This is a genomic window from Kitasatospora sp. NPDC086009, from assembly GCF_044540385.1.
Lineage (GTDB): Bacteria > Actinomycetota > Actinomycetes > Streptomycetales > Streptomycetaceae > Kitasatospora.
Genome location: NZ_JBITSA010000010.1, coordinates 14,255 through 37,628, shown reverse-complemented (window position 1 = coordinate 37,628; position 23,374 = coordinate 14,255). Strand labels below are relative to the sequence as shown.

The following is a 23,374-nucleotide window of genomic DNA, read 5'->3' as shown; positions in this document are numbered from 1 at the left end:
CCGGGCGGCCGCCGAAGTCCGCCGCCCGGACCGGCTCCGGGTCCGGGTCCGGGTCCGGGTCCGGGTCCGGGTCCGGGTCCGGGCCCTCCGCCCGCCCGTCGGCGCCTCAGGACCCGCCGTCCCACCCGGTCCAGGCCGGGGCGGGGAGGCCGGCGGACGCCCGGTGGGTGAGCACGGCGACGGCCACCAGGAGGGCCAGCGCCAGAGCGAGGGCGATCGGCACATCGGCGTTCAGGACCAGCGCGGCGCCCAGGACGGCGCCGCCGAACATCCAGACCGCCGAGGCGAAGCGGCGGACCCCGGCCAGGTCGGCGGCCAGGCCGGTCAGGGTCATGGTGAGCACGGTGGTGGTGAGGTCGGGCACCTTGAGGGAGCGGACGACGGCGTTCTGCAGCCCCATCGCGAACCCGAGCAGACCGGTCAGCGCGTAGCGCGCGGGCTCACCGGTGTGGCCGGCCAGCGCCGCAAGGGCGGTGCCGAGGGCCAGCAGCACCGCCTGGGCGGCGGCGGAGACGACCAGCAGCCGGCCTCGGTGGCCGGGCAGGCGTTCGCTGAGCCGGCCACCGGCGAGCGCGCCCGCCAGGAACGCGCCCAGCGCGGTGAGCGAGGCGGTGGCGGAGAACCCGGCCGCGCCCGCCAGGGCGAAGCCCAGGAAGACCACGTTGCCCGTCATGTTGGCGACGAAGACATGCCCGAGGGCGAGGTAGCTCACCGCGTCCACCAGTCCGGTGACGACGGTGAGCAACAGCAGCATCGGCACCAGCGGGCCGTGCCGGGGGTCGCTCCACACAGCTGTCCTCCTCCGGTTCGCGCGCTCCGGTGGGCTCCGGCGCTCCGTCCGTTCTACGCCCGTCCGCCCGCCCGGGGCACGCCGGGACCCCCGCCGGTGCCCGAACGGCTCCACCGCGCCCACCGGGAGAGCGCCGGACGGGCACCTCGGCCGCCGCCCGTACGATGGGCCGGTGGGCGGCCGGGCAGGGCGGCCGGGTGCGGATGGAAGGGGCGTTCGGGCGGTGCTGCGCGGGTTCGGCGATCTGGAGGCCGAGATCATGGACCGGCTCTGGTCCTGGGGCCGGGCGGCCACCGCCCGCGAGATCGTCGACGACCTGCTGCTGCGGCGGCCGCTCGCCTACACCACCGTCACCACCGTGGCCGACATCCTGCACACCAAGGGGTGGCTGCGCCGGGAGAAGGTCGGCCGGGCGTGGGTGTACGAGCCGACCTGCACCCGCGAGGCGTACACCGCCCAACTGATGCACCAGGCACTGGAGACCACCTCCGACCGGGCCGGGGCCCTGCTGCACTTCGTCGACCGGATGAGCGGGGACGAGGCCTCGGCCCTGCTGGCGGCCCTGGAGCAGGTGAAGGAGCGGGACACCCCGTGACGCTCGCGCTGCTGGCGCTCCACCTCGTCCTGGTCGGCGCCGTCCTCCCCCGGTGGCTGGCCGGTTCGCGCCGACTCCAGGCCCGGCCGGCGGCGGGCGTCGCGGTCTGGCTGGCACTGATGGCCTCCTTCGGGACCGCGCTGCTGCTCGCGGCGCACCACCTGGCGGCGACGCTCGGCCACCGGCCGGCCGGGCTGGCCGGACTGCTCCCGCACGTCGAGGCCGGTCCGGCCACCGACCCGCACGCGCACGGCTGGTGGGCGCCGGCCGCGGTGGCGCTCGCCCTGGGCGGGGTCGCCGTGGCCCTCGGGACGCGGGCCGCGCGGCTGCGGAGCCGGCACCGGGCGGTGCTGGACGTGGTCGCGGTCCCCGACCGGCACCACCGCGTGCTGGTGCTCGACGACGCCCGGCCGGCCGTCTACTGCCTGCCCGGCCGCCGGGCCCGGGTGGTGGTGTCGCGCGGCGCGGTGGAGCTGCTCGACGAGCGCCGGCTGGCCGCCGCGGTCGCGCACGAGCGCGGGCACATCCGGGGGCGCCACCACCTGGCGCGGCTCGCGGTGGACACCTTCGCCCTGCCCCTCGGCCGGCTGCCGCTGGCCCGCACCGGCCGGGCGGAGGTGGCGCTGCTGCTGGAGATGGCCGCCGACGACGCCGCGCTGGCGACCGCGACGCGCTCCGAACTGGCCTCCGCCCTCTGCCTGCTGGCCACGGCCGGCCCGGCCGGCGGGCCCGCGTTCACGGCGGCCGCCACCGGCGTCCTCGCCCGCGTCCAGCGCCTGGGCCGACCCGAGGTCACGCCCCGCCCCTGGGTCTCCGTCTGCCGCGTCGGCGCGGCCTCCGCCCCCCTGCTCCCCTACCTGCTGGCCTGCGCGCAGCACCCGTAGGGCCCCGGGGCCGGAGCGATCCGGCCGTGTCCGGGTGCGGCCGGCGGGGCGGGAGTGGCGGGGCGGGAGTGCGTCGGGCCGGGGCCGGCGACGCGGTGGTAGTGACCTGCTCCGGGCGTGCCTGCCGGATCATCGGTCGGGCGCTCCCCGCGGCATGCTCGGTCCCCACCGCTCCCTTCTTGCGGAGTGACTGTCAATATTTTGCGCATATCCATGGACTTCATGCAGAGGCGCCCCTAGTGTTCCCCTCGCTCGGCCTCCCACCCACGCCAGTGAGGACGTCGCCCATGCCACCTCCCGCCTTCCGCCGGCTGCGCGCACCGCTCGCCGCGCTGACCGCCGCCGCCCTCTCCGCGGCCGCCCTGCTCACCGTCACCACCCAGCCCGCGCACGCCGCGGCCGTGCCGACCCTCTCGCCGCTGGACGTCCCCGGCCGGGGCGCCGCCGTGAAGTTCAAGGAGCAGGAGGCCGAGTTCGCGGCCACCAACGGCACGGTGATCGGCCCCGAGCGCCGCTACGGCACACTCCCCTCGGAGGCCTCCGGCCGCCAGGCCGTCACGCTGTCCGCGACCGGCCAGTACGTCGAGTTCACGCTGACCGCCCCGGCCGACGCGATGAGCTTCCGCTACAGCCTGCCGGACAGCGCGGACGGCCGGGGCCGGGACACCTCGATCGACCTCCTGGTCAACGGGTCGAAGCTGAAGTCCGTCCCGGTCACCTCGAAGTACGGCTGGTACTACGGGGGTTACCCCTTCAACAACAACCCCGGGGACACCGACCCGCACCACTTCTACGACGAGACCCGGACCATGTTCGGCTCCTCGCTGCCCGCCGGCACGAAGATCCGGCTGCAGGTGTCCTCGACCGCGCAGTCCCCGGCCTTCACCGTCGACCTGGCCGACTTCGAGCAGGTCGGCGCGCCGATCGGCAAGCCCGCCGGGGCGATCGACGTGGTGGCGGACTTCGGCGCCGACCCGACCGGGGCCGGCGACAACACCGCGCGGTTCCAGAGCGCGGTCGACGCCGGCCGGGCCCAGGGCCGGACGGTCTACATCCCGCCGGGCAGCTACACGCTGTACGACCACGTGGTGGTGGACGGCGTCACCCTGGCCGGGGCCGGGCCCTGGTACAGCGTGCTCGGCGGCCGCGACCCGGTCAACCGCAACCGGGCCGCCGGGATCTACGGCAAGTACGTGGCGGGCGGCGGCTACGGCGGGGCGGTCCGGCCGCAGGAGGCCAACGGACCGAGCCGGAACGTCACCCTCCGGGACTTCGCCGTCATCGGCGACATCCGCGAGCGGGTCGACGACGACCAGGTGAACGCGCTCGGCGGGGCGATGAGCGACTCCACCGTGGACAACCTGTGGATCCAGCACACCAAGGTCGGCGCCTGGATGGACGGTCCGATGGACCGGTTCACCATCCGGAACAGCCGCATCCTGGACCAGACCGCGGACGGCGTGAACTTCCACACCGGGGTGACGAACTCGACGGTGACCAACACCTTCGTCCGCAACACCGGTGACGACGGCCTCGCCTCCTGGCCGGAGCGCGTCCCCAACGTGGGCGACAGCTTCACCCACAACACCGTGGTCGTCCCCGTGCTGGCCAACAACATCGTGACGTACGGGGGCCGGGACTTCACGATCTCCGACAACGTGATGGCGGACACCGTCAGCAACGGCGGCGGCCTGCACATCGCCAACCGGTACCCGGGGGTCGGCTCGGGCTGGGGGACCGCCGTCGCGGGCACCGTCAACGCGCTCCGGAACACCCTGATCCGGACCGGGAACAGCGACTACAACTGGAACTTCGGCGTCGGGGCGGTCTGGTTCAGCGGCCTCAACGAGCCGATCAGCGGCGCCGCGATCACCATCGGCGACACCGACATCCTGGACAGCTCCTACGAGGCGATCCAGACCATCGAGGGCTCGTCCAGCGGGATCGCCTTCACCGGCGTGACCATCGACGGCGCGGGTACCTACGCCATCCAGGCGCAGGCCGAGTCGACGATGCGGTTCACCGGTGTGAAGGCCCGCAACATCGCCCAGTCCGCCACCCCGACCCACAACTGCGTCGGCGCCGGCTTCCGGATCACCGACGGCGGCGGCAACTCCGGCTGGGCGGGCTCCACCTGCGGCGGCACCTGGCCGGCCCCGCAGTTCACCTACGGCGGCCGGCCGGGCGGCGGCGGCCCGGGCACCCCGAGCCCGTCCGGCACCCCGAGCCCCTCGACCACGCCCACCCCCACGCCCACCCCGTCGACCACGCCGTCGACCACGCCCACCCCGACCACGCCGCCCGGCACGGTGGACCTGCTGCACGGCAGGGCGATCGCGGCGAGCAGCTACACCGACGTCTACCCCCCGCAGCGGGCCGACGACGGCGACCGGGCCAGCTACTGGGAGAGCGCCAACAACGCCTTCCCGCAGTGGATCACGGGTGACCTCGGCAGCCCCGTCGCGGTCGGCCGACTGGTGCTCACCCTGCCGCCCGGCTGGGAGGCGCGGACCCAGACCCTGACCGTCCAGGCCTCCACCGACGGCGGCTCCTGGAGCACGGTCAAGCCCTCGGCCGGGTACCGCTTCGACCCGGCCACCGGGAACACCGTCACCGTCCAGGTGCCCGGGACGACCGCCCGCTACCTGCGGCTCACCTTCACCGGCAACACCGGCTGGCCGGCCGGCCAGCTCTCCGAGTTCCAGGTGTACGGCCCCTGACGGACCGGCACGGACGCGGGCCCCCGGAGACCGACACGGTCTCCGGGGGCCTGCCCGTCTCGGTCAGGACCGGGCGCGCGGCGGCGCCGTCGACCCCCGGACCACCAGTTCCGGCTCGAACAGCAGCTCGTCGTGGGTGATCCGGGCTCCGCCGATCTCCCCCACCAGGAGGTCCACCGCGGCCCGGCCCATCGCCTCGATCGGCTGCCGGACGGTGGTCAGCGGCGGATCGGTGCAGGTCATGAAGGACGAGTCGTCGTAGCCGATCACCGACACGTCGTCCGGCACCGAGAGACCGGCCCGGCGGGCCGCCCTGATCGCGCCGAGCGCCAGCGGGTCGCTGGCGCAGATGATCCCGGTGACGCCCTCGCGGAGCAGCCGGGTGGTGGCGGCCTGGCCGCCCTCCAGGGTGAACAGCGCCCGCTCGACCCGGCTCTCCGGGAGGTCGAGGCCGGCCTTCGCCGCCGCGGCCCGCGCGGCGGCCAGCTTGCGCCGGGACGGCACGTGGTCGGCCGGGCCGAGCACCAGCCCGATCCTGCGGTGGCCGAGCTGGCGCAGGTGCCCGACGGACTGCTCGACGGCGACCGCGTCGTCGCAGGACACCCGGGCGAAGTCGAGGCCCTCGATGGCCGCGTTCAGCAGCACCGTCGGCAGGCTGCGCTCGGCCAGCCGGTCGTAGTGGTCGTGGGCGGCGTCGGCCTGGGCGTAGAGGCCGCCGAAGAAGACCACGCCGGAGACCTGCTGGGAGAGCAGCAGGTCGACGTAGTCCGCCTCGGACACCCCGCCGGCGGTCTGGGTGCAGAGGACCGGGGTGAACCCCTGGCCGGCCAGCGCGCCGCCGACCGCCTCGGCGAAGGCCGGGAAGATCGGGTTCTGCAGCTCCGGCATGACCAGGCCCACCAGCCGGGCGCGTTCGCCGCGCAGCTGGGTGGGGCGCTCGTAGCCGAGCACGTCCAGGGCGGTCAGCACGGCGGCCCTGGTCGCCTCCGAGACGCCGGGCTTGTCGTTCAGCACCCGGCTGACGGTGGCCTCGCTGACCCCGACCTTCTGCGCCACCTGGGCAAGTCGTCGTGTCATGGGGGGAGTGTACGGCGTTCCTCGCAAGAATTTGCGTCTTCTTGCGCTCTCTTGAACCGCCTTGCGCTCGCTCCAACCGCCCCGGAACGCGCCCACCGGCGAGCGGCGGACAGCCCGAGGTGCCGCCGGGACGGGGGTCCGTCCCGGCGGCACCGGTGTCGGAGCGCGCTTCGGGGCTACGGGTTGACGGTGATGGTGAAGGTGGAGGTGGTGTTCCTGATGTCCTGGTCGTTGCCGGCCAGGCGCAGGTGGTTGAAGACCACCGAGCCGACCGCCGGGCCCTGCCCGGGCTCGGCCGACTCGTTGGCCCAGATCCCGAAGCCCGACCTGGCGTCGAAGGCGTCACCGCTGCGGCGCGCCCCGGTGATCGAGACGTTGCTGAAGACGGTGTCCTTGACCGGGAACTGCGGCTGCCCGCCGGAGTAGTTGGTCTGGAACATGATGCCGTGGTACGTGGGGTCGACGATGTCCACATCGCTCACCCGGATGCCCTGGAACACCTTGGAGGCCGAGAACACCCAGATCGCGGGGAAGGTCTGGGAGCCCCAGAAGTGGCCCCCGGCCCGGACGACCGAGATGTTCTGCAGGGCCGTCGGTTCGGTGCCGAAGCCGTTCATCGGGTACCCGAAGTCCAGCGAGCTGATGGTGACGCCCGAGTAGACCAGGGTGTCGGCGATGTAGATGTTGCGGAACGTGTTGGCGTAGCCGCCGTACACGGCGACCCCGGCCGCCCGCCAGGTGAGGATCGAGGTCAGGTTCTCGAAGACGTTGTTCTTCTCGTCCGCGCCGCCCGCGTCGATCGCGGAGAACAGCGCGAAGGAGTCGTCCCCGGTGGCCCGGGCCTCGTTGTTGGTGATCAGGTTGTCGGTGGAGCCGTTGGTCATGTTGACGCCGTCCGCGAAGGTGTCGCGGATCCGGCTGTTGCTGATGGTCATGGAGTCGGTGTTGGCCCCCCAGTAGAGGCAGACCATGTGCTCGGCCCAGATGTCGTCGATCACCATGTGGGCGACGTTGGCGAAGTCGAAGACCTTGCCGGGGCCGTCGATCCGGGAGGTGTAGTTGCCGAAGTAGGCGAACCCGGCGAAGGTCGAGCCGTTGGCCGTCGCCTCCGCGCGGAAGCCGACGTCGGTGTTGCTCTGGGTGGCGGGCGCCCGGAACCGGGTGAACCAGGGGCCCGCGCCGATCACCTTGACGGGCTTGCCGTAGACCTGGAACTTGCTCGCCGTCTGGTAGTCGCCCGCCGGCAGGTAGACGCCGACCAGGGTGCCGGTGGTGTCCATCCGCACCTTGTCCAGGGCGTTCTGCACGTCCTGGTGGGTGAAGCCGGCCGGGACGGCGTAGTGCGCCGGGTCCGGGTTCGGCGTCGCGGTGGCCTGCTCCAGGCTGACGAAGTCGATCGCGTAGCGGGAGGTGTCGCCGCCGTCCTTCTGCAGCCTGATCCGGCTGCCGGCCGGCACGGTGGTGCCGAGCAGCGCGTTCGCCTCGTCGTAGACGTGCCGCGGGGCGCCCGCGCCGGGCGAGTTGCCCGGCGCGGTCTCGGCGCCGTACAGCCAGGCGTACTTGGAGGTCAGGTCGATCTTCTTGAGGAAGGTGCCGTCGACGTAGACGCTGAGCGTGGCGTCGGTGCCGTCGCCGCCGGCGGCGTCCGGGATGGAGAACCGGGTGACGAGCGTGTTGGTCGGCGCCCGGGTGGTGAACTCGACCGAGGCGCCGGTGGAGTCGAGCGTCACCGCGCGCCGGCCGCTGGCCTCGCCGGCGAGGTCCCCGACGACCCGGTTCGGCCCGACCAGGCCCGCGCCGCCGGCCAGCACGCCGTCCTCGGCCTCGTAGGTGTCGTAGGGCATGTTCGCGCCCCGGCCGACGTGGAGCGGCTGGGTGGAGGTGTTGTCGGTCTGCTTGGCCGGCGGCTCGTTGGCGTCCGCCGCGATCACCGTCTTCACGGTGTACCGGCCGTTCGCCGCCGTCCAGGTGCCGAGCGTCACCGGCGCGGTGGTCGCGCCGGGGGCGATCGTGCCGGTGTAGGCGCCGGACAGCGTCCTCACCACGGTGCCGGCGGCGTCGGCGACCGTCAGGGTGATGGCGTGGGCGCCGCCGGCCGAGGCCGTGGTGCCCTGGTTCTTCACCGCCACCGAGAAGGTGACGGTGTTCCCGGCGGCCGGGTTGGCCGGGGACCAGACGGTCGGGGCGGCGAGCAGGTCGGAGCCGGGGGCCCGGGTGACCACCAGGGGGGCCGGCGCGGTGGCAGTGTTGTTGGTCTCGTCCCGCTCGATCACCGCGTTGGCCTCGTCGACCTTGGCGGAGAGCTGGTAGCTGCCGGCCGCGCGCACGCCGGCGTCCAGCGTGACGGTGCCGGCGGCGCCGACGGCCAGCGGGCCGACCTGGGCGGTGCCGGCCTTGGTCGAGCCCAGGTAGAAGCCGACGGCGGTCGCGGCCGAGGGCAGGGTGCCGAGGTTGCGGACCGTCGCGGAGAGCGTGACCGGCTCGGTCTCGACCGGCGCGGCCGGGGTGGCGGAGACGTCGGTGACGGTGAGGTCCGGGTTGGCCGCCGGGGTGCCGATCACCTGGAACTCGGCCACCTGGCCGCCGGTGGACCCGGTGTTGGCGGTGATCCGCAGCTGGACGTCGGCCGCGGTGGCGCCGACCGGGACGGTCACGGAGTTCCCGGCGGGCTGGACGAAGTCGTAGCCGCGGGCCGGTACCAGGGTGGTGAAGCCGGTACCGGACTGGTCGCGGCCGAGCACCTCGATCGTCTGGCTCCGGCTGGACCAGGCCGCGGCCGGGTTCAGCTTGACCACGACGGAGTCCACCGCCGCGTTGGAGCCCAGCGCCACCGTCAGGGTGTCGGGGTAGCTGTTGGCGTTGCCCTCCCAGTAGGTGGCGGTGTCATTGTCGTTGGCGTTCGCCGCGACGAAGGTGTTGATCACCGAGGAGGCGCTGATCGGCTTGCCGGCCGCCAGGTTGGTCCCGCTCCCGCCACTGCCGGCCCGCACCACGGTGTTGCTGCTCGCGGACTGGTTGCCGGCGGCGTCCCGGGCCTTCACGTAGTAGGAGACGGTGGCGCTGTCCGGCTGGCCGTCGGTGTAGCTCAGCACGGCGGCGGCCACGCTCGCCCGGAGCGCGCCGTTCGCGTAGACGTCGTAGCCGGTGACCCCGGTGTCGTCGGTCGAGGCCGACCAGGTCAGACGGATCCGGCCCGCCGCGGGCTGGTCGTAGCCGAGGGCGCCGGGCGCGGACGGCGCCTGGGTGTCGCCGCTCTGACCGGTCCTGGTCACCGTGTTGCTGCTCGGCGACTGGTTGCCGGCGGCGTCCCGGGCCTTCACGTAGTAGGAGACGGTGGCGCTGTCCGGGCGGCTGTCGGTGTAGCCCAGCACGGTGCCCGGCACGCTGGTCAGCAGCGCGCCGTTCGCGTAGACGTCGTAGCCGGTGACCCCGGTGTCGTCGGTCGAGGCCGACCAGGTCAGGTGGATCCGACCGGGCGCGGGCCGGTCGTAGGCGAGGCCGCTCGGGGCGGTGGGCGCCCGGGTGTCGCCGGTGGCCGGGCCGTACACCTCCAGTTCGGCCAGTTGGGCGGCGGCCCAGCCGGTGTTGGCGGTCACTTCGACCCGCACGAACCGGGTGGTGGTGGCCCCCAGGTCGAGGACGACGGCGTTCCCGGTGGCCGGGTCGAAGACCCGGGCGGCCGAGGCGGCCAGGTCGGTGAAGGCGCTGCCGTCGGTGCTGCCGCGCACGGCGAGCGTCTGCGTCCGGCGCTCCCAGCCGGCCGGCAGCCGCAGCGTCACGCGGTTGACCGCCACGGCGGCGCCGAGGTCGACCTGGACCCACTGCGGCAGCGCGCCGTTGGCGCTCTCCCAGTAGCTGGCCGCGTTGCCGTCACCGGCGTTCGCCGGGGCGTAGGCCTGGCTCTGGCTTCCGGCGCTGAACGGCCGCCCGAGCGCCAGGTTCGCCCCGGCGGCGCCGGCCGCGCGCACCTCCAGCTCGGCGATCTGGGCGGCCGGCCAGCCGGTGTTGGCGGAGACCGCCAGCCGCAGGTAGCGGGTGCTCGCCGCCGGGAAGGCGATCCGCACGGTGTTGCCGGTACCGGGCGCGAAGGCGTAGCCGGCCGAGCCCACCAGGGTGGTGAAGCCGGTGCCGTCGGCGCTGCCCTGGACGGCGAGCGTCTCGGTGCGGCTCTCCCAGGACGCGGGGAGCTTCAGCACCACCTCGTCGACCGCGGCGGCGGCGCCGAGGTCGACCTGGACCCACTGCGGCAGCGCGCCGTTGGCGCTCTCCCAGTAGGTGGCGGCGTCGCCGTCGTTGACGGCGGTGACCGGCCGGCCGGCGATGCTGCTGCTCGCGGCGGCGGGCCGGCCCGCCGCCAGGTCGGGGCCGCCGGCCGCGGCGGCGGTGGTGGCCGGCAGCAGCGGGCCGGCCAGGGCCAGCAGGCCGGTGGCGAGCGTGCCCGCCAGCCAGCGGAAGATCGGTGCTCGGGTTCTCACGGGGTCCTCTGTCTCGTCTCGTCCGAACGCGTGGATGGGGGTGGGGGGTGGGGCCCTGTCCGGCCGTCAGGACCGGGTGCGTGCGGGGGTGAGCGGGCCATCCGTGGCTCCGGGGGTGGCAGCGGCGGGCCGGGGCGGCGCCCGGTCCGGGGGCGGACCGGGCGGGGGTGTCCGCCCCGGGCGGTCAGGCGACGCGCAGCCAGACCGCGGTGTCGGGCGGGAGCAGCCCGCCCGCGGTGAGCGGGCCGCTGGCGAGCAGGACCGCGCGGTGCGCGGGCAGCGGGTGCGGCGCGGCGCCGAGGTTCACCACGCACTGGAAGCCGGCGCCGCGGTGGAACGCCAGCACCTCGCCGGGAGCGGCGGTCCAGCCGAAGACCTCGCCGCGCAGGGCGTCCTCGGCGCGGCGCAGCCGCAGCGCGGCGCGGTAGAGCGCGAGCATCGAACCAGGGTCGGCCGACTGGGCCTCGACGGTAAGCGGGGCCCAGTCGGCCGGCTGCGGGAGCCAGGGCTCGGCCGGAGCCTGGCTGAACCCGTACGGGGGTCGGTCGCCCGACCAGGGGAGCGGTACCCGGCAGCCGTCGCGGCCCGGGTCGGTACCGCCGGAGCGCAGGTGCATCGGGTCCTGGAGGCGGTCCGGCGGCAGGTCCTCGACCTCGGGCAGGCCGAGTTCCTCGCCCTGGTAGAGGTAGACCGCGCCGGGCAGGGCCAGCGAGAGCAGCGCCGCCGCCCGGGCCCGGCGCCGGCCAAGCTCCGGGTCGGTCGGGGTGCCCCAGGCCTTGGCGGCGAAGTCGAACCGGGTGTCCCGGCGGCCGTAGCGGGTGACCGTCCGGGTGACGTCGTGGTTGGCGAGCACCCAGGTGGCCGGGGCGCCGACCGGGGCGTGCAGCCCCAGCGTGGTGTCGATCGACTCGCGCAGCGCGGCCGCCTCCCAGGGGCGGGCCAGGAAGTCGAAGTTGAAGGCGGTGTGCAGCTCGTCCGGGCGCAGGTACCGGGCGAAGCGCTCGGCGTCCGGCAGCCAGACCTCGCCGACCAGGATCCGGGTGTCCGGGTAGCTGTCGGCGATGGCCCGCCAGGAGCGGTAGACGCCGTGCAACTCCTCGCGGTCGGTGAACGGGTGCGGGTCCCGGCCCTTGACGAAGTCGGGCAGCGCCGGGTCCTTGGCCAGCAGCGCGGCGGAGTCGATCCGGACGCCGGCCGCGCCCCGGTCGAACCAGAAGCGCAGGATCTCCTCGTGCTCGGTGCGCACCCGGGGGTGGGCCCAGTTGAGGTCGGGCTGCTGGGCGGCGAACAGGTGGAGGTACCACGCGCCGTCCGCCGTCCTGGTCCACGGGCGGCCGCCGAACTCGGAGACCCAGTCGTTGGGCGGGAGTTCGCCGTCCGGGCCGCGCCCGGCGCGGAAGTGGAACAGTTCGCGCTCCGGACTGCCGGGGCCCGCCGCGAGCGCGGCCCGGAACCACGGGTGCTGGTCCGAGACGTGGTTCGGCACGATGTCCACGATGGTGCGGATGCCGTGGCCGAGCGCCTCCGCGATGAGCTGCTCGGCGTCCGCGAGGGTGCCGAACAGCGGGTCCACGCCCCGGTAGTCGGCGACGTCGTAGCCGCCGTCGGCCATCGGGGACGGGTACCAGGGGTTGAACCAGACGGCGTCGACGCCGAGGTCGGCCAGGTAGGGCAGCCTGCTGCGGACACCGGCGAGGTCCCCCGTGCCGTCGCCGTCGGCGTCGGCGAAGCTGCGCGGGTACACCTGGTAGATCACCGCGTCGCGCCACCAGTGCGGGGTCTCGAACGGGAGCCGGGATTGCTGTCCCACGGTGGGTCCTTTCGGATCGGCGCCCGGGCCGGTCAGCCTTTGAGTCCACCCGAGGTGAGCCCGGACATGATGTTGCGTTGGAAGATCAGGAAGAAGACGACGGTCGGCGCCGAGGCGATGGCCAGGGCCGCGATGACGACGTTCTGCGGCACGCCCGTGGAGAGCGACTTGATGCCGATGTTGAGGGTCTGCCGGGCCGGGTCCGGCTGGACGAGCATCGGCCAGAGGAAGTCCTTCCACACGTTCACCACGGCGAAGATCGAGACCACGCCGAGGATCGGCCGGGACATCGGCAGCACGATGGAGCGCAGGGCGCGCAGCGGGGTGGCCCCGTCGATCGCGGCGGCCGCCATGAGGTCCTCCGGGATGGAGTCGAAGAACCGTTTCAGCAGGAAGATGTTGAAGGCGTTGGCCACCGTCGGCAGCCAGATCGCCCAGGGCGTGTTGATCAGGTTGACGTGCAGCAGCGGCAGGTCCAGGACGGTCAGGTACTGCGGGACGACCAGCACCGCGGCCGGGATCATCAGGGTGGCCAGCATCATGCCGAGGATCAGATTGCCCAGGACGGGCCGCAGCTTGGACAGCGCGTAGGCCGCCGCCACGTCGAGGACCAGCTGGAAGGCGAGCGCGCCGAAGGCGTAGTACAGCGTGTTGAAGAGCAGCCGGCCGAGGCCGAGCCGGCTCCACGCGGTCGCGTAGGTGTCCGGGTGGAGCTCGGCGGGGAAGAGCGTGGGCGGGTTGCGGACCACCTCGGCGGTGGACTTCAGGCCGCCGGTCACCAGCCAGTACAGCGGGCCGAGGAAGACCAGGGTGAAGACCACGACGGTCGCCACCAGGGTCAGCCGGTAGAGCAGTCGGCCGCGTGGGCGGTCGAGTTGGGTCTGCGAGATCAGCGTCCGGGTCTGCGGCTGCACCGGGGCTCCCATGGGTCTGGTCGGGTGTGGTCCGGGACTGGACGGCCCGGGTCGGCCCCGGGTCAGTCGGCCCCGGGTCGGTCGGCCCCGGGTCGGTCGGCCCCGGGTCAGTCGGCCTCGCGCGACAGCCGCGCGTACAGGGCGGAGAATCCGGCCAGCACCAGCAGCATGATCAGGCCGAGCGCCGAGGCGGCGCCGTAGTTGTTGAAGTTGAAGGCGTACTGGTAGACGAGGTGGACCACGGTGGTGGTGGAGCCCTGCGGCCCGTTGCCACCGGTCAGCAGGTAGGGCTCGACGAACACCTGCATGGTGGCGACGATCTGGAGCAGCAGCAGGAGCGAGAGCACCAGCCTGGTCTGCGGGACGGTCACGTGCCAGATCCGGCGCCACAGGCCGGCGCCGTCCAGTTCGGCCGCCTCGTAGAGCTCCCCCGGGATGCCCTGGAGGGCCGCCAGGTAGATCAGGGTGGCGCCGCCCATGTTCATCCAGGTGGAGGCGATGACCACCGAGAGCAGCGCGGTGTCGGGCGAGTCGAGCCAGGCCGAGGTCGGCAGGTGGAGCGCCCGCAGCACGCTGTTGAACAACCCGTGGTCCGGGTCGTAGAAGTACTTGAAGAGCAGCACGGAGGCCACCGGCGGCATCATCACCGGCAGGTAGACCAGCACCCGCAGGTAGGCCTTGGCGTGCCGCAGCTCGTTCAGCAGCACGGCGACCAGGAACGGCACCGCGAAGCCGAACACCAGCGCCAGCAGGGTGAACACCAGGGTGTTGCGCCAGGCCTGCCAGAACGCCGGGTCCTGGAGCAGCTGGTCGACGTTGTCCAGGCCGACCCAGCTGGTCCGGCCCCGCCTGGTCCGCTGGAAGCTCATGACCACTTCACGGACCATCGGGTACCAGGTGAAGAAGCCGAAACAGAGCAGTGCGCCGAGCAGGAAGCCGTGCGCGGTGAGGTTGCGCCGCAGCCCCCGCCCCAGCCGGCCGCGCCGCCGGGGCTCACTGGTGGGCCGGGCCGCCTTCCCGGCGACACTGATCGCTGCCATCCCTCGTTCTCCGCTTCGTCGCTGTCCGTCGCTGTTCACCGGTGGCCGGGGGCCGTCGGTGGCCGGGGGCGCGGGGCCGGGCCCGCCCGTTCGCTACTGGAGGCTGGCCAGTACCTGGTTGACCTGGGTCTCGGCGTCGTCCAGCAGCTTGGCGACGTCGGCGCCCTTGTCGGTCAGCACGGCCGACATCGCGTTGTCGAGCACCTTGTAGATCTGCTGCGCGTGGGCCGGCTCGGTGCGGCCCGGCACGGACGCGGCGAGGTAGGGCGCGTAGTTCTGGACCGGGACGGTGGCGCTGGCCGCCTTCGCCCGGTTGTCCTGCTCCAGCGAGGCGCCGGTGAGGAAGAAGGGCTGCGGGAGGCCGACCGGCAGGCCGTCCGCCTTGGTCCGGGCGTAGTCGAACTGGCCCTTGCCCTGGGTGAGGAACTTGAAGTTCACCCAGGCGACGGCCGCCCTGATCTGGTCCGGGCTGGAGCCCTTCTTGACCATGTAGTCGTTGCCGCCGAGCAGCGCGGCCTTGCCGCCGGGCATCGGCCCCATGCCGTAGTCGGCGTAGTCCCCGTTCAGGGTCTGCACCATGTAGGTGATGTCGTCCGGGGCGCCGATGTACATCCCGAGCCGGTCGGTGGACATCCGGGTCATCAGGTCGGGCCACTTGAGGCTCTGCGCGGAGCCCATCGAGTCGTCGGTCCAGCGCATGTCGTACAGGGTCTGCAGGACCTGCCGGCCCTCGGCGGTGTTGAACGCGGCCTTCCGGCCGTCCTCGCCGACCATCCGGCCGCCCAGCCCGTACAGCTCGGCGGTGAAGTGCCAGCCGCCCTGGTTGGTCGCGCTGTAGTCGCCGTAGCCGTTGACCCCGTTGCCGAGCGCGGCGATCCGCTTCGCGGCCTCGCGGATCTCCGGCCAGGTCGTGGGGGGCTTGTCCGGGTCGAGCCCGGCCTGCTTGAACAGCTTGCGGTTGTAGAGCAGGCCCAGCTTGTAGTTCGAGGTGGGCAGGCCGTAGAGCTTGTCGCCGTCCTTGAGCGTGGCGAGCACCGAGGGGTCGATGTCCTTCAGCGCCGGCACGGTCGTCTCGTCGACGTAGCCGGAGATGTCCTCGGCCGCGCCCTCGTCCAGCACCTGGTCGAGGTCGGTGAAGTAGGTGTAGAAGACATCGGTCTGGGTCCGGCCCTTGAGCTGGGCGGTGAACGGCGCGGGCTCCTCGCAGGGCGAGGCGTCCTTGCTGGTGATCGTGACGTTCGGGTAGCGCTGGTGGAACGCCTCGACGTCCTCGGCCCACTGCTTGCGCTCGGCGGCCTTGGTGACCGGCGGCTGGCAGTCGACGCTGATGCTGACCTTCGCGTTCGGGTCCAGGGTCGAGCCGGCGCCGCCCGACGGCGCCGCGCCGGTTGCCCCGTGGTCGTCCGAACTGCCGCACGCGGCAAGGGAGAAGGCCAGTCCTGCGGCCACGGCGACGGCGGCGGTTCTCCGGCGGAGCCCGGTTCTGTTCATGGCGGACGGCCCTTCTGCAGGCATGGGTGGTGGGGGCGCCGCGATGCTCGTCCGGCGGCTCCGCCACTTAACCACCGCGCAACAGAGGGCCACAAGATGTCGACAGGACTTTGCAAGAAATCGACTTCATAACGTCAGATCAACACCAGGGACGCCGAACGGCGAACGCCCCCGGTCGGAACCGGGGGCGTTCGGCAGGTCGGACGGCAGGTCGGACGGCGGGTCGGGACGGCGGGTCGGTGCGGCGCGGGTGGGCGGGTCGGGCCGCGGGTCGACGGCCCGCCGCTACAGGCGGACGGCGCCGACGTACGGCATCACGTCGATCGGCAGCACCTCGACGTTCTTGCCGGTGCGCGGCGCGTGGATCATCTTGCCCTCGCCGATGTAGAGGCCGACGTGGTGCAGGTCCGGGTAGAAGAAGACGAGGTCACCGGGCTGGAGGTCGCCGCGGGCGACCCGCAGGCCGGTCTTCCACTGGTCCTGGGAGATCCGGGGCAGCTTGACGTCGGCGGCCCGCCAGGCCGCGCCGGTCAGACCGGAGCAGTCGAAGCCGGCGGGTCCGGTGGCGCCCCAGACGTAGGGCTTGCCGAGCTGCGCGTAGGCGAACCGGACGGCCGCCGCGGCCCGGCCGGTGGCCGGGCCGTCGTAGGCGGGGCGCGCGGCGGCCCGGGACGCCCGGTCGGCGGCGTCCTGGGCGTTGACCTTGGCCCGGTCGGCGGCACTGAGCCGGTTCAGCAGCGCCTGCGCCGCGGCGAGCTTCCCCTGGATCGTCTTCTTCTCCGCGGCCAGCGCGGTACCGGCCGCGTCGAGCTCGGCGAGGGTGGCGGCGGCCTCGGCGCGGTCCTGGTCGAGCCGGCGCTGCTCGCTGCGGGCCTGCGCGAGCAGCGCGGCCTGGGAGTCGAGGACCTGGTTCTGCGCCGAGGCCTTGGCCAGGTAGCCGCCCGGGTCGGAGTCGAGCATCAGTCGCACGGACGGGTCGATGCCGCCGGTGCGGTACTGCTCGGCGGCGACGGCGCCCAGCCGGGTGCGCAGCTCGTTCATCGCCTCCTGGCCCCGGACGGCCTCGTCCTGGATCCGGTTGGCCTCGCCCTGGAGCCGCTGCCGCTTCTCCTGGAAGCCGTTGTGGCGCTCGATCGACTGTTCGGCCTCCTCGTTGAGACGGTCGACCTGCTCCTTGACGGCGTCGGGCGTGGGCGCGGGCTCGGCCTGCGCGGTACCGGCCGCGAGCACCGCGCCGCCCGCCAGCGCCGTGCTCATGACCGCCATCCGGGCCCGACCGGGCGGGCTGGGCTTTCGGCGCTTTCCCATGGCAGTGGGCTCCTTCACGTGGCACGGCGGCACGACGGCGCGCCACCCCGGCCGGCGGGCCCCGCGAACGGGACCGGACGGGACAGGAGTGGGCAGGGCAGGGCGAAGCAGGCGCAGGGGTACATCCCCGACGGCTTCTACTAAGTAACTTAATAGATAGCCGGCACAGTTCCGCAACCCGCCCGCCGTAGCGCGCCCCCCGGCCCGGCCGCGCCACTGTCCACACCCTGAGAAACTCCCCGACCGGTTTCCCCCGCAGTTGGACGCCGCCGACCCCTCTGAAGTGCGAGGAAGCGGAAAGCGAGGGCAAGGTCACACCCTCGGCCTCTGCTGCGCCGACGCAAACGAGCGCTAACCTGCGGGGCATGACGGTCCCACCCGAAGGGCTTCCCCTGGCCGCCGAATTCCCGGCCGCACACCGCGAGCAGTGGCAGCACCTCGTCGAGGGCGTGCTGCGAAAGTCGGGTGCGCAGCCCGCGGACGGCGCAGCGGCCGAGCAGGCGCTCACCACCGCACTCCAGGACGGGCTGCGCGCCCGCCCGCTGTACACCGCCGAGGACTCCCCGGCCGAGCCCGGCTACCCCGGCTTCCCGCCGTTCGTCCGCGGCGGCCGGCCGCAGGGCAGCACGGTCTCCGGCTGGGACGTCCGCCAGCGGCACACCGATCCGGACCCGCGCCGGGCCAACGAGGCCGTACTGGCCGATCTGGAGAACGGCGGCAGCTCGCTCTGGCTGGAGCTGGGCGGCGACGCCCTGCCGGTCGCGGCCCTGCCCGACGTGCTGACCGGCGTCTACCTCGACCTGGCCGGCATCGTGCTCGACGCCGGCCCGGAATTCGGCGAAGCCGCCGAGCAGTTGTTCAAGCTCTACGAGGAGCGCGAGGTGTCCGCCGGCGCCGCCGCGGGCAACCTCGGCGCCGACCCGCTGGGCCTCCAGGCCCGCACCGGCCAGGCCGGGCGCACCGAGGCGCTGCTCACCGCGGCCACCGCCCTCGCGGCCCGCTGCGCCTCGGGCTTCCCGGGCCTGCGCGCCCTCGTCGTCGACGCCCTCCCCTACCACGAGGCCGGCGCCTCCCCCGCGCAGGAGCTCGGCTGCTCCCTCGCCACCGGCGTCGCCTACCTGCGGGCCCTCACCGCCGCCGGGCTGCCGGTCGACGCCGCGCTCGGCCAGCTGGAGTTCCGCTACGCGGCCGACGCCGACCAGTTCCTGACGATCGCCAAGTTCCGGGCCGCGCGCCGGCTCTGGGCCCGGGTGGCCGAGGTGTCGGGGGCCGCGCCGGAGGCCTCGGCGCAGCGCCAGCACGCCGTCACCTCCGCCGTGATGATGACCGAGCGCGACCCGTGGGTGAACATGCTGCGCACCACGGTGGCCTGCCTGGCCGCCGGGGTCGGCGGCGCGGACGCGGTGAGCGTCCAGCCGTTCGACAGCGCGGTCGGCCTGTCCGACGCCTTCGCCCGCCGGATCGCCCGCAACACCCAGGCGATCCTGCTGGAGGAGTCGCACCTGGCCCGGGTCGTCGACCCGGCCGGCGGCTCCTGGTACGTGGAGCGGCTGACCGACGAGCTCGCGCACGCCGCCTGGGCCTGGTTCCAGGAGATCGAGCGGGCCGGCGGCCAGCAGGCCGCCCTGGGCTCCGGCCTGGTCGGCGAGCGGATCGCCGCCACCTGGGCGGAGCGCTCGGTGGCGCTCGCCAAGCGGCGCGAACCCATCACCGGCGTCAGCGAGTTCCCGAACCTCGGCGAGCAGCCGCTGGTCCGCGAGCCGGCCCCGGCCGGGCCCGGCGGCGGTCTGCCGCGGGTGCGCCGGTCCGAGGCCTACGAGGCGCTGCGCGCCCGCTCGGACGCCCGGCTGGCCGCCACCGGGGCCCGGCCGGCCCTCTTCCTGGCCTCGCTCGGGACGGCCTCCGCGCACACCGCGCGGACCACCTTCGCGGCCAACCTGTTCCAGGCCGGCGGCATCGCGACCACCTCCGCCGAGACCGCGCTGACCGGGCCGGACGTCGCGGCCGCGGCCGCCGGGGCGTTCACCGCCTCCGGCGCCCGGGTGGCCTGCCTCTGCTCCAGCGACCAGGTGTACGGCGAGCACGCCGAGGCGGTGGCCGCGGCGCTCAAGGCCGCCGGCGCCCGGCGGGTGCTGCTGGCCGGCCGGCCCGGTGAGCGGCGCGAGGCGTACGAGCGGGCGGGCGTGGACGGGTTCGTCTTCGCGGGCAGCGACGCCGTCGCGGTCCTGACCTCGCTCCTGGACGAGATCACCGACGAAAGCGGAGTGGCCTGATGATCCCCGACTTCACCGGAATCGGGCTGGACGCGGACGGCCGCTCGGACGTCACCGGCGAGCAGTGGCGCGCCTCCTGGCGGCAGGCGACCGGCAAGGACGTCGACGAGCAGCTCTGGGACACCCCCGAGGGCATCGGCGTCAAGCCGCTCTACACCGCGGACGACCTGGCGGGCCTGGACTTCCTGGGCACCTACCCCGGCATCGCCCCGTACCTGCGCGGCCCGTACCCGACGATGTACGTCAACCAGCCGTGGACGGTCCGGCAGTACGCCGGCTTCTCCACCGCCGAGGAGTCCAACGCCTTCTACCGCCGCAACCTGGCGGCCGGTCAGAAGGGCCTGTCGGTCGCGTTCGACCTGCCGACCCACCGCGGCTACGACAGCGACCACCCGCGGGTCACCGGCGACGTCGGCATGGCCGGCGTGGCGATCGACTCCATCTACGACATGCGCCAGCTCTTCGACGGCATCCCGCTGGACAAGATGTCGGTGTCGATGACCATGAACGGCGCGGTACTGCCCGTCCTGGCGCTGTACATCGTCGCGGCCGAGGAGCAGGGGGTGGCACCCGAGAAGCTCGCGGGGACCATCCAGAACGACATCCTCAAGGAGTTCATGGTCCGCAACACCTACATCTACCCGCCGCAGCCGTCGATGCGGATCATCTCGGACATCTTCGCGTACACCTCGCAGAAGATGCCGCGGTACAACTCGATCTCCATCTCCGGCTACCACATCCAGGAGGCCGGGGCCACCGCCGACCTGGAGCTGGCCTACACCCTGGCCGACGGCGTGGAGTACCTGCGGGCGGGCCTGGACGTCGGGCTGGACGTGGACGCCTTCGCGCCACGCCTGTCGTTCTTCTGGGCGATCGGGATGAACTTCTTCATGGAGGTCGCCAAGCTGCGCGCGGCCCGGCTGCTCTGGGCCAAGCTGGTCAAGCAGTTCGACCCGAAGAACGCCAAGTCGCTGTCGCTGCGCACCCACTCGCAGACCTCCGGCTGGTCGCTGACCGCGCAGGACGTGTTCAACAACGTCACCCGCACCTGCGTCGAGGCGATGGCGGCCACCCAGGGCCACACCCAGTCGCTGCACACCAACGCGCTCGACGAGGCGCTGGCGCTGCCGACCGACTTCTCCGCCCGGATCGCCCGCAACACCCAGCTGCTGCTCCAGCAGGAGTCCGGCACCTGCCGGTCGATCGACCCGTGGGGCGGCTCCGCGTACGTCGAGAAGCTGACCCACGACCTGGCCCGCCGCGCCTGGCAGCACATCCAGGAGGTGGAGGCGGCCGGCGGCATGGCCAAGGCCATCGACGCGGGCATCCCCAAACTGCGCGTGGAGGAGGCCGCCGCCCGCACCCAGGCCCGGATCGACTCCGGCCGCCAGCCGGTGATCGGCGTCAACAAGTACCGGGTGGACAGCGACGAGCAGATCGACGTGCTCAAGGTCGACAACTCCTCGGTGCGCACCCGCCAGATCGAGAAGCTGCGCCGGCTGCGCGAGGAGCGCGACGAGGCCGTCACCCAGGCCGCCCTGCACGCGCTCACCCGGGCCGCCGAGGCCGGTCCGCAGCGCGGCGGCGGCCTGGACGGCAACCTGCTCGCGCTGGCCGTGGACGCGGCCCGCGCCAAGGCCACCGTCGGCGAGATCTCGGACGCCCTGGAGAAGGTGTACGGCCGGCACTCGGGCCAGATCCGTACCATTTCTGGTGTGTACCGAGACGAAGCCGGGCCGTCGGCCCCCCTCCAGCGCACCCGTGACCTGGTCGAGCGGTTCGAGCGGGCCGAGGGCCGGCGTCCGCGCATCCTGGTCGCCAAGATGGGCCAGGACGGCCACGACCGCGGCCAGAAGGTGATCGCCACCGCCTTCGCCGACCTCGGCTTCACGGTCGACGTCGGTCCGCTGTTCCAGACCCCGGCGGAGGTCGCCCGCCAGGCCGTCGAGGCGGACGTGCACATCGTCGGCGTCTCCTCGCTGGCCGCCGGCCACCTCACCCTGGTGCCGGCGCTGCGCGCCGAACTCGCCGAGGCCGGCCGGGAGGACATCACCATCGTGGTCGGCGGGGTCATCCCCCCGGGCGACTTCGAGGCGCTCTACGAGGCCGGGGCGGCCGCCGTCTTCCCGCCCGGCACGGTGATCCCGGAGGCCGCCTTCGACCTGCTGAAGTCGCTCGCCGCCGACCTCGGCCACGAGTTGTGAGCCGCTGAACGATGGCGCCCCGGACGATCGACCTCGACCAGTACGCCCAGGGGGTGCGGGAGGGCTCGCGCGCGTTCATCGCGCGGGCCATCACCCTCGTGGAGTCCACCCGGCCCGACCACCGCGCGCTGGCGCAGCAGTTGCTCACCCGGCTGCTGCCGCACGCGGGCGGCGCGGTCCGGGTGGGCATCACCGGCGTCCCCGGTGTCGGCAAGTCGACCTTCATCGACGCCTTCGGCACCCGGCTCACCGCCCTCGGACACAAGGTCGCGGTGCTCGCCGTCGACCCGACGTCCAGCCGGACCGGCGGCTCGATCCTGGGTGACAAGACCCGGATGGAGCGGCTCGCGGTCGACCCCGCGGCGTTCGTCCGCCCCTCCCCCACCTCCGGCACGCTGGGCGGGGTGGCCCGGGCCACCCGGGAGTCGATGGTGGTGATGGAGGCCGCCGGCTACGACGTGGTCCTCATCGAGACGGTCGGCGTCGGGCAGTCGGAGACCGCGGTCGCGGGCATGGTGGACTCCTTCCTGCTGCTCTCGCTGGCCCGCACCGGGGACCAGCTCCAGGGCATCAAGAAGGGCGTGCTGGAGCTCGCCGACGTGATCGCCGTCAACAAGGCGGACGGGCCGCACGAGACCGACGCCAAGGCCGCCGCGCGCGAACTCGCCGGCGCGCTGCGGTTGCTGCAAGCCCCGGACGCGCCGTGGACGCCGCCGGTGCTCACCTGCAGCGGCCGCGACGGCACCGGCCTGGACACCCTGTGGGAGCGGTTGCAGCAGCACCGCAAGGTCCTCGACGCGACCGGCGCGCTGGAGGCCAAGCGCCGCGACCAGCAGGTGGAGTGGACGTGGGCGATGGTGCACGACCAGCTCTACGCCCAGCTCCACGAACACCCCGAGGTCCGCCGCCTGGCCCCCGCCCTGGAACGCGAGGTCCGCGAGGGCACCATCCCCGCGAGCCTGGCGGCGCAGCGCCTCCTGGACAGCTTCCGCACCCCCTGACGAACGGCCGACGGCCCGCGCCGGGTCAGGCCGACCGGCTCCGCGTCGACACTCGGGCCACCGCCGCGCCCGCTCTCACTGGTCAGCGGTCCCACCCCACGCCGAACCCGGCCGTCACAACGGCGGAGAAGAAGAACCACCACACCAGGCGTGCGACGGTCGACCTGTCGAGGCCCGCCACTACGCCGCCTCGGGCAGCGCGCGAAGGCCGTACGCCGTGCCCCACCCGCGGGTGGGGCACGGCGGTTCACGACTCTCCAGGAACTCGAACCAGACCACCTTGCCCGCGCCCACCGGCTGCCACCCCCAGGCGTGCGCCAACGCCTCCATCAACAACAGTCCGCGCCCACCGCACGATTCGGCGTCACGCTCCTGTCGCGGGAGCACCACGGACCCATCGGCGACCTCCACCCGCAACCGTCCGGCACGACGCCGGACGGTCACCACGCAGCGCTCCGCGGTGTGCACCAGCGCGTTCGCGATCACCTCGCTCGCACAGAGTTCCACGTCCTGGAGCGCATCGGGTGGGAGCGGCACGCCCCAGTCACGCACGATCGCCATCACCATCCGCCGCGCCGCCGGTACCGCCTCCACCCCCGGCAGTACACCCCACTCCAACGGAACCGGAAACCGCGCGGTGCCGAGCGGACTGACGATCATGTTCCACCCCGTTGCTCCTCCATCGCTCCGGGTGGATCGGAGCGCCAACGGCCCTCCGATCCACCCACGGGGTAGTGGCCACCAGTGGACGGCGGCGAAAAGGAACTCCACCAGTCGCACTCAGCGACCGAC

General features: G+C 73.5%; 15 protein-coding genes. 6 read left to right on the top strand and 9 right to left on the bottom strand.

The genetic code is table 11. The annotated features are described in order from the left end of the window. Nucleotides 1-106 precede the first annotated feature (106 nt). Nucleotides 107-754: a YoaK family protein gene (locus tag ACIF6L_RS23255; protein ID WP_396486754.1), complete on the bottom strand. Its 648-nt coding sequence runs from the start codon at nt 752-754 to the stop codon at nt 107-109. Nucleotides 755-1,016: 262 nt separating this feature from the next. Between ACIF6L_RS23255 and ACIF6L_RS23250 the strand changes: the two genes are divergently transcribed. From ACIF6L_RS23250 to ACIF6L_RS23240, 3 genes are all read left to right on the top strand, one after another. Continuing rightward, nucleotides 1,017-1,385, top strand: coding sequence for a BlaI/MecI/CopY family transcriptional regulator (locus ACIF6L_RS23250; RefSeq protein ID WP_329492038.1), 369 nt, complete (start codon nt 1,017-1,019; stop codon nt 1,383-1,385). Beyond that, on the top strand, nt 1,382-2,269 hold the full coding sequence (locus tag ACIF6L_RS23245; protein ID WP_396486709.1) for a M56 family metallopeptidase: 888 nt from the start codon (nt 1,382-1,384) through the stop codon (nt 2,267-2,269). Before ACIF6L_RS23250 ends, ACIF6L_RS23245 begins: the two co-directional genes overlap by 4 nt. A gap of 287 nt (nt 2,270-2,556) precedes the next feature. Beyond that, a complete protein-coding gene (locus ACIF6L_RS23240; RefSeq protein ID WP_396486710.1) occupies nt 2,557-4,989 on the top strand; it encodes a discoidin domain-containing protein in 2,433 nt (810 codons plus the stop codon). A gap of 63 nt (nt 4,990-5,052) precedes the next feature. On the opposite strand, the gene ACIF6L_RS23235 is transcribed toward ACIF6L_RS23240, so the two are convergent. From ACIF6L_RS23235 to ACIF6L_RS23205, 7 genes are all read right to left on the bottom strand, one after another. Further along, nucleotides 5,053-6,066 carry a LacI family DNA-binding transcriptional regulator gene (locus ACIF6L_RS23235; RefSeq protein WP_329486553.1) on the bottom strand — a complete coding sequence of 338 codons (1,014 nt, stop codon included), beginning with the start codon at nt 6,064-6,066 and terminating at the stop codon, nt 5,053-5,055. Between the two features lie 176 nt (nt 6,067-6,242). Continuing rightward, nucleotides 6,243-10,541: a discoidin domain-containing protein gene (locus ACIF6L_RS23230; RefSeq protein WP_396486711.1), complete on the bottom strand. Its 4,299-nt coding sequence runs from the start codon at nt 10,539-10,541 to the stop codon at nt 6,243-6,245. Between the two features lie 184 nt (nt 10,542-10,725). Further along, nucleotides 10,726-12,351, bottom strand: coding sequence for a glycoside hydrolase family 13 protein (locus ACIF6L_RS23225; RefSeq protein WP_329486554.1), 1,626 nt, complete (start codon nt 12,349-12,351; stop codon nt 10,726-10,728). Nucleotides 12,352-12,383: 32 nt separating this feature from the next. Next, complete coding sequence (locus tag ACIF6L_RS23220; RefSeq protein WP_329486555.1) at nt 12,384-13,277, bottom strand: carbohydrate ABC transporter permease; 894 nt, start codon at nt 13,275-13,277, stop codon at nt 12,384-12,386. 95 nt (nt 13,278-13,372) lie between these two features. Next, nucleotides 13,373-14,305, bottom strand: coding sequence for a sugar ABC transporter permease (locus tag ACIF6L_RS23215; RefSeq protein WP_359808120.1), 933 nt, complete (start codon nt 14,303-14,305; stop codon nt 13,373-13,375). Nucleotides 14,306-14,398: 93 nt separating this feature from the next. Further along, a complete protein-coding gene (locus ACIF6L_RS23210; protein WP_396486712.1) occupies nt 14,399-15,796 on the bottom strand; it encodes an ABC transporter substrate-binding protein in 1,398 nt (465 codons plus the stop codon). 285 nt (nt 15,797-16,081) lie between these two features. Beyond that, the gene (locus ACIF6L_RS23205; RefSeq protein WP_396486713.1) at nt 16,082-17,104 is read right to left on the bottom strand and encodes an NlpC/P60 family protein; all 1,023 of its coding nucleotides are present in this window, start codon (nt 17,102-17,104) and stop codon (nt 16,082-16,084) included. A gap of 365 nt (nt 17,105-17,469) precedes the next feature. Here ACIF6L_RS23205 and ACIF6L_RS23200 point away from each other — a divergent pair, with 365 nt between their 5' ends. From ACIF6L_RS23200 to meaB, 3 genes are read left to right on the top strand one after another with little or no spacing between them, the layout of a single operon-like run. Then, on the top strand, nt 17,470-19,377 hold the full coding sequence (locus ACIF6L_RS23200; RefSeq protein WP_396486714.1) for a methylmalonyl-CoA mutase family protein: 1,908 nt from the start codon (nt 17,470-17,472) through the stop codon (nt 19,375-19,377). Continuing rightward, nucleotides 19,374-21,581 carry a methylmalonyl-CoA mutase gene (gene scpA, locus ACIF6L_RS23195; protein ID WP_380386602.1) on the top strand — a complete coding sequence of 736 codons (2,208 nt, stop codon included), beginning with the start codon at nt 19,374-19,376 and terminating at the stop codon, nt 21,579-21,581. Before ACIF6L_RS23200 ends, scpA begins: the two co-directional genes overlap by 4 nt. A gap of 11 nt (nt 21,582-21,592) precedes the next feature. Further along, the gene (gene meaB / locus ACIF6L_RS23190; RefSeq protein WP_396486715.1) at nt 21,593-22,582 is read left to right on the top strand and encodes a methylmalonyl Co-A mutase-associated GTPase MeaB; all 990 of its coding nucleotides are present in this window, start codon (nt 21,593-21,595) and stop codon (nt 22,580-22,582) included. A 180-nt stretch (nt 22,583-22,762) separates the two neighbouring features. Here the strand turns inward: meaB and ACIF6L_RS23185 are convergent, their stop codons facing one another. Further along, nucleotides 22,763-23,242 carry an ATP-binding protein gene (locus ACIF6L_RS23185; protein WP_396486716.1) on the bottom strand — a complete coding sequence of 160 codons (480 nt, stop codon included), beginning with the start codon at nt 23,240-23,242 and terminating at the stop codon, nt 22,763-22,765. Nucleotides 23,243-23,374: the final 132 nt, after the last annotated feature.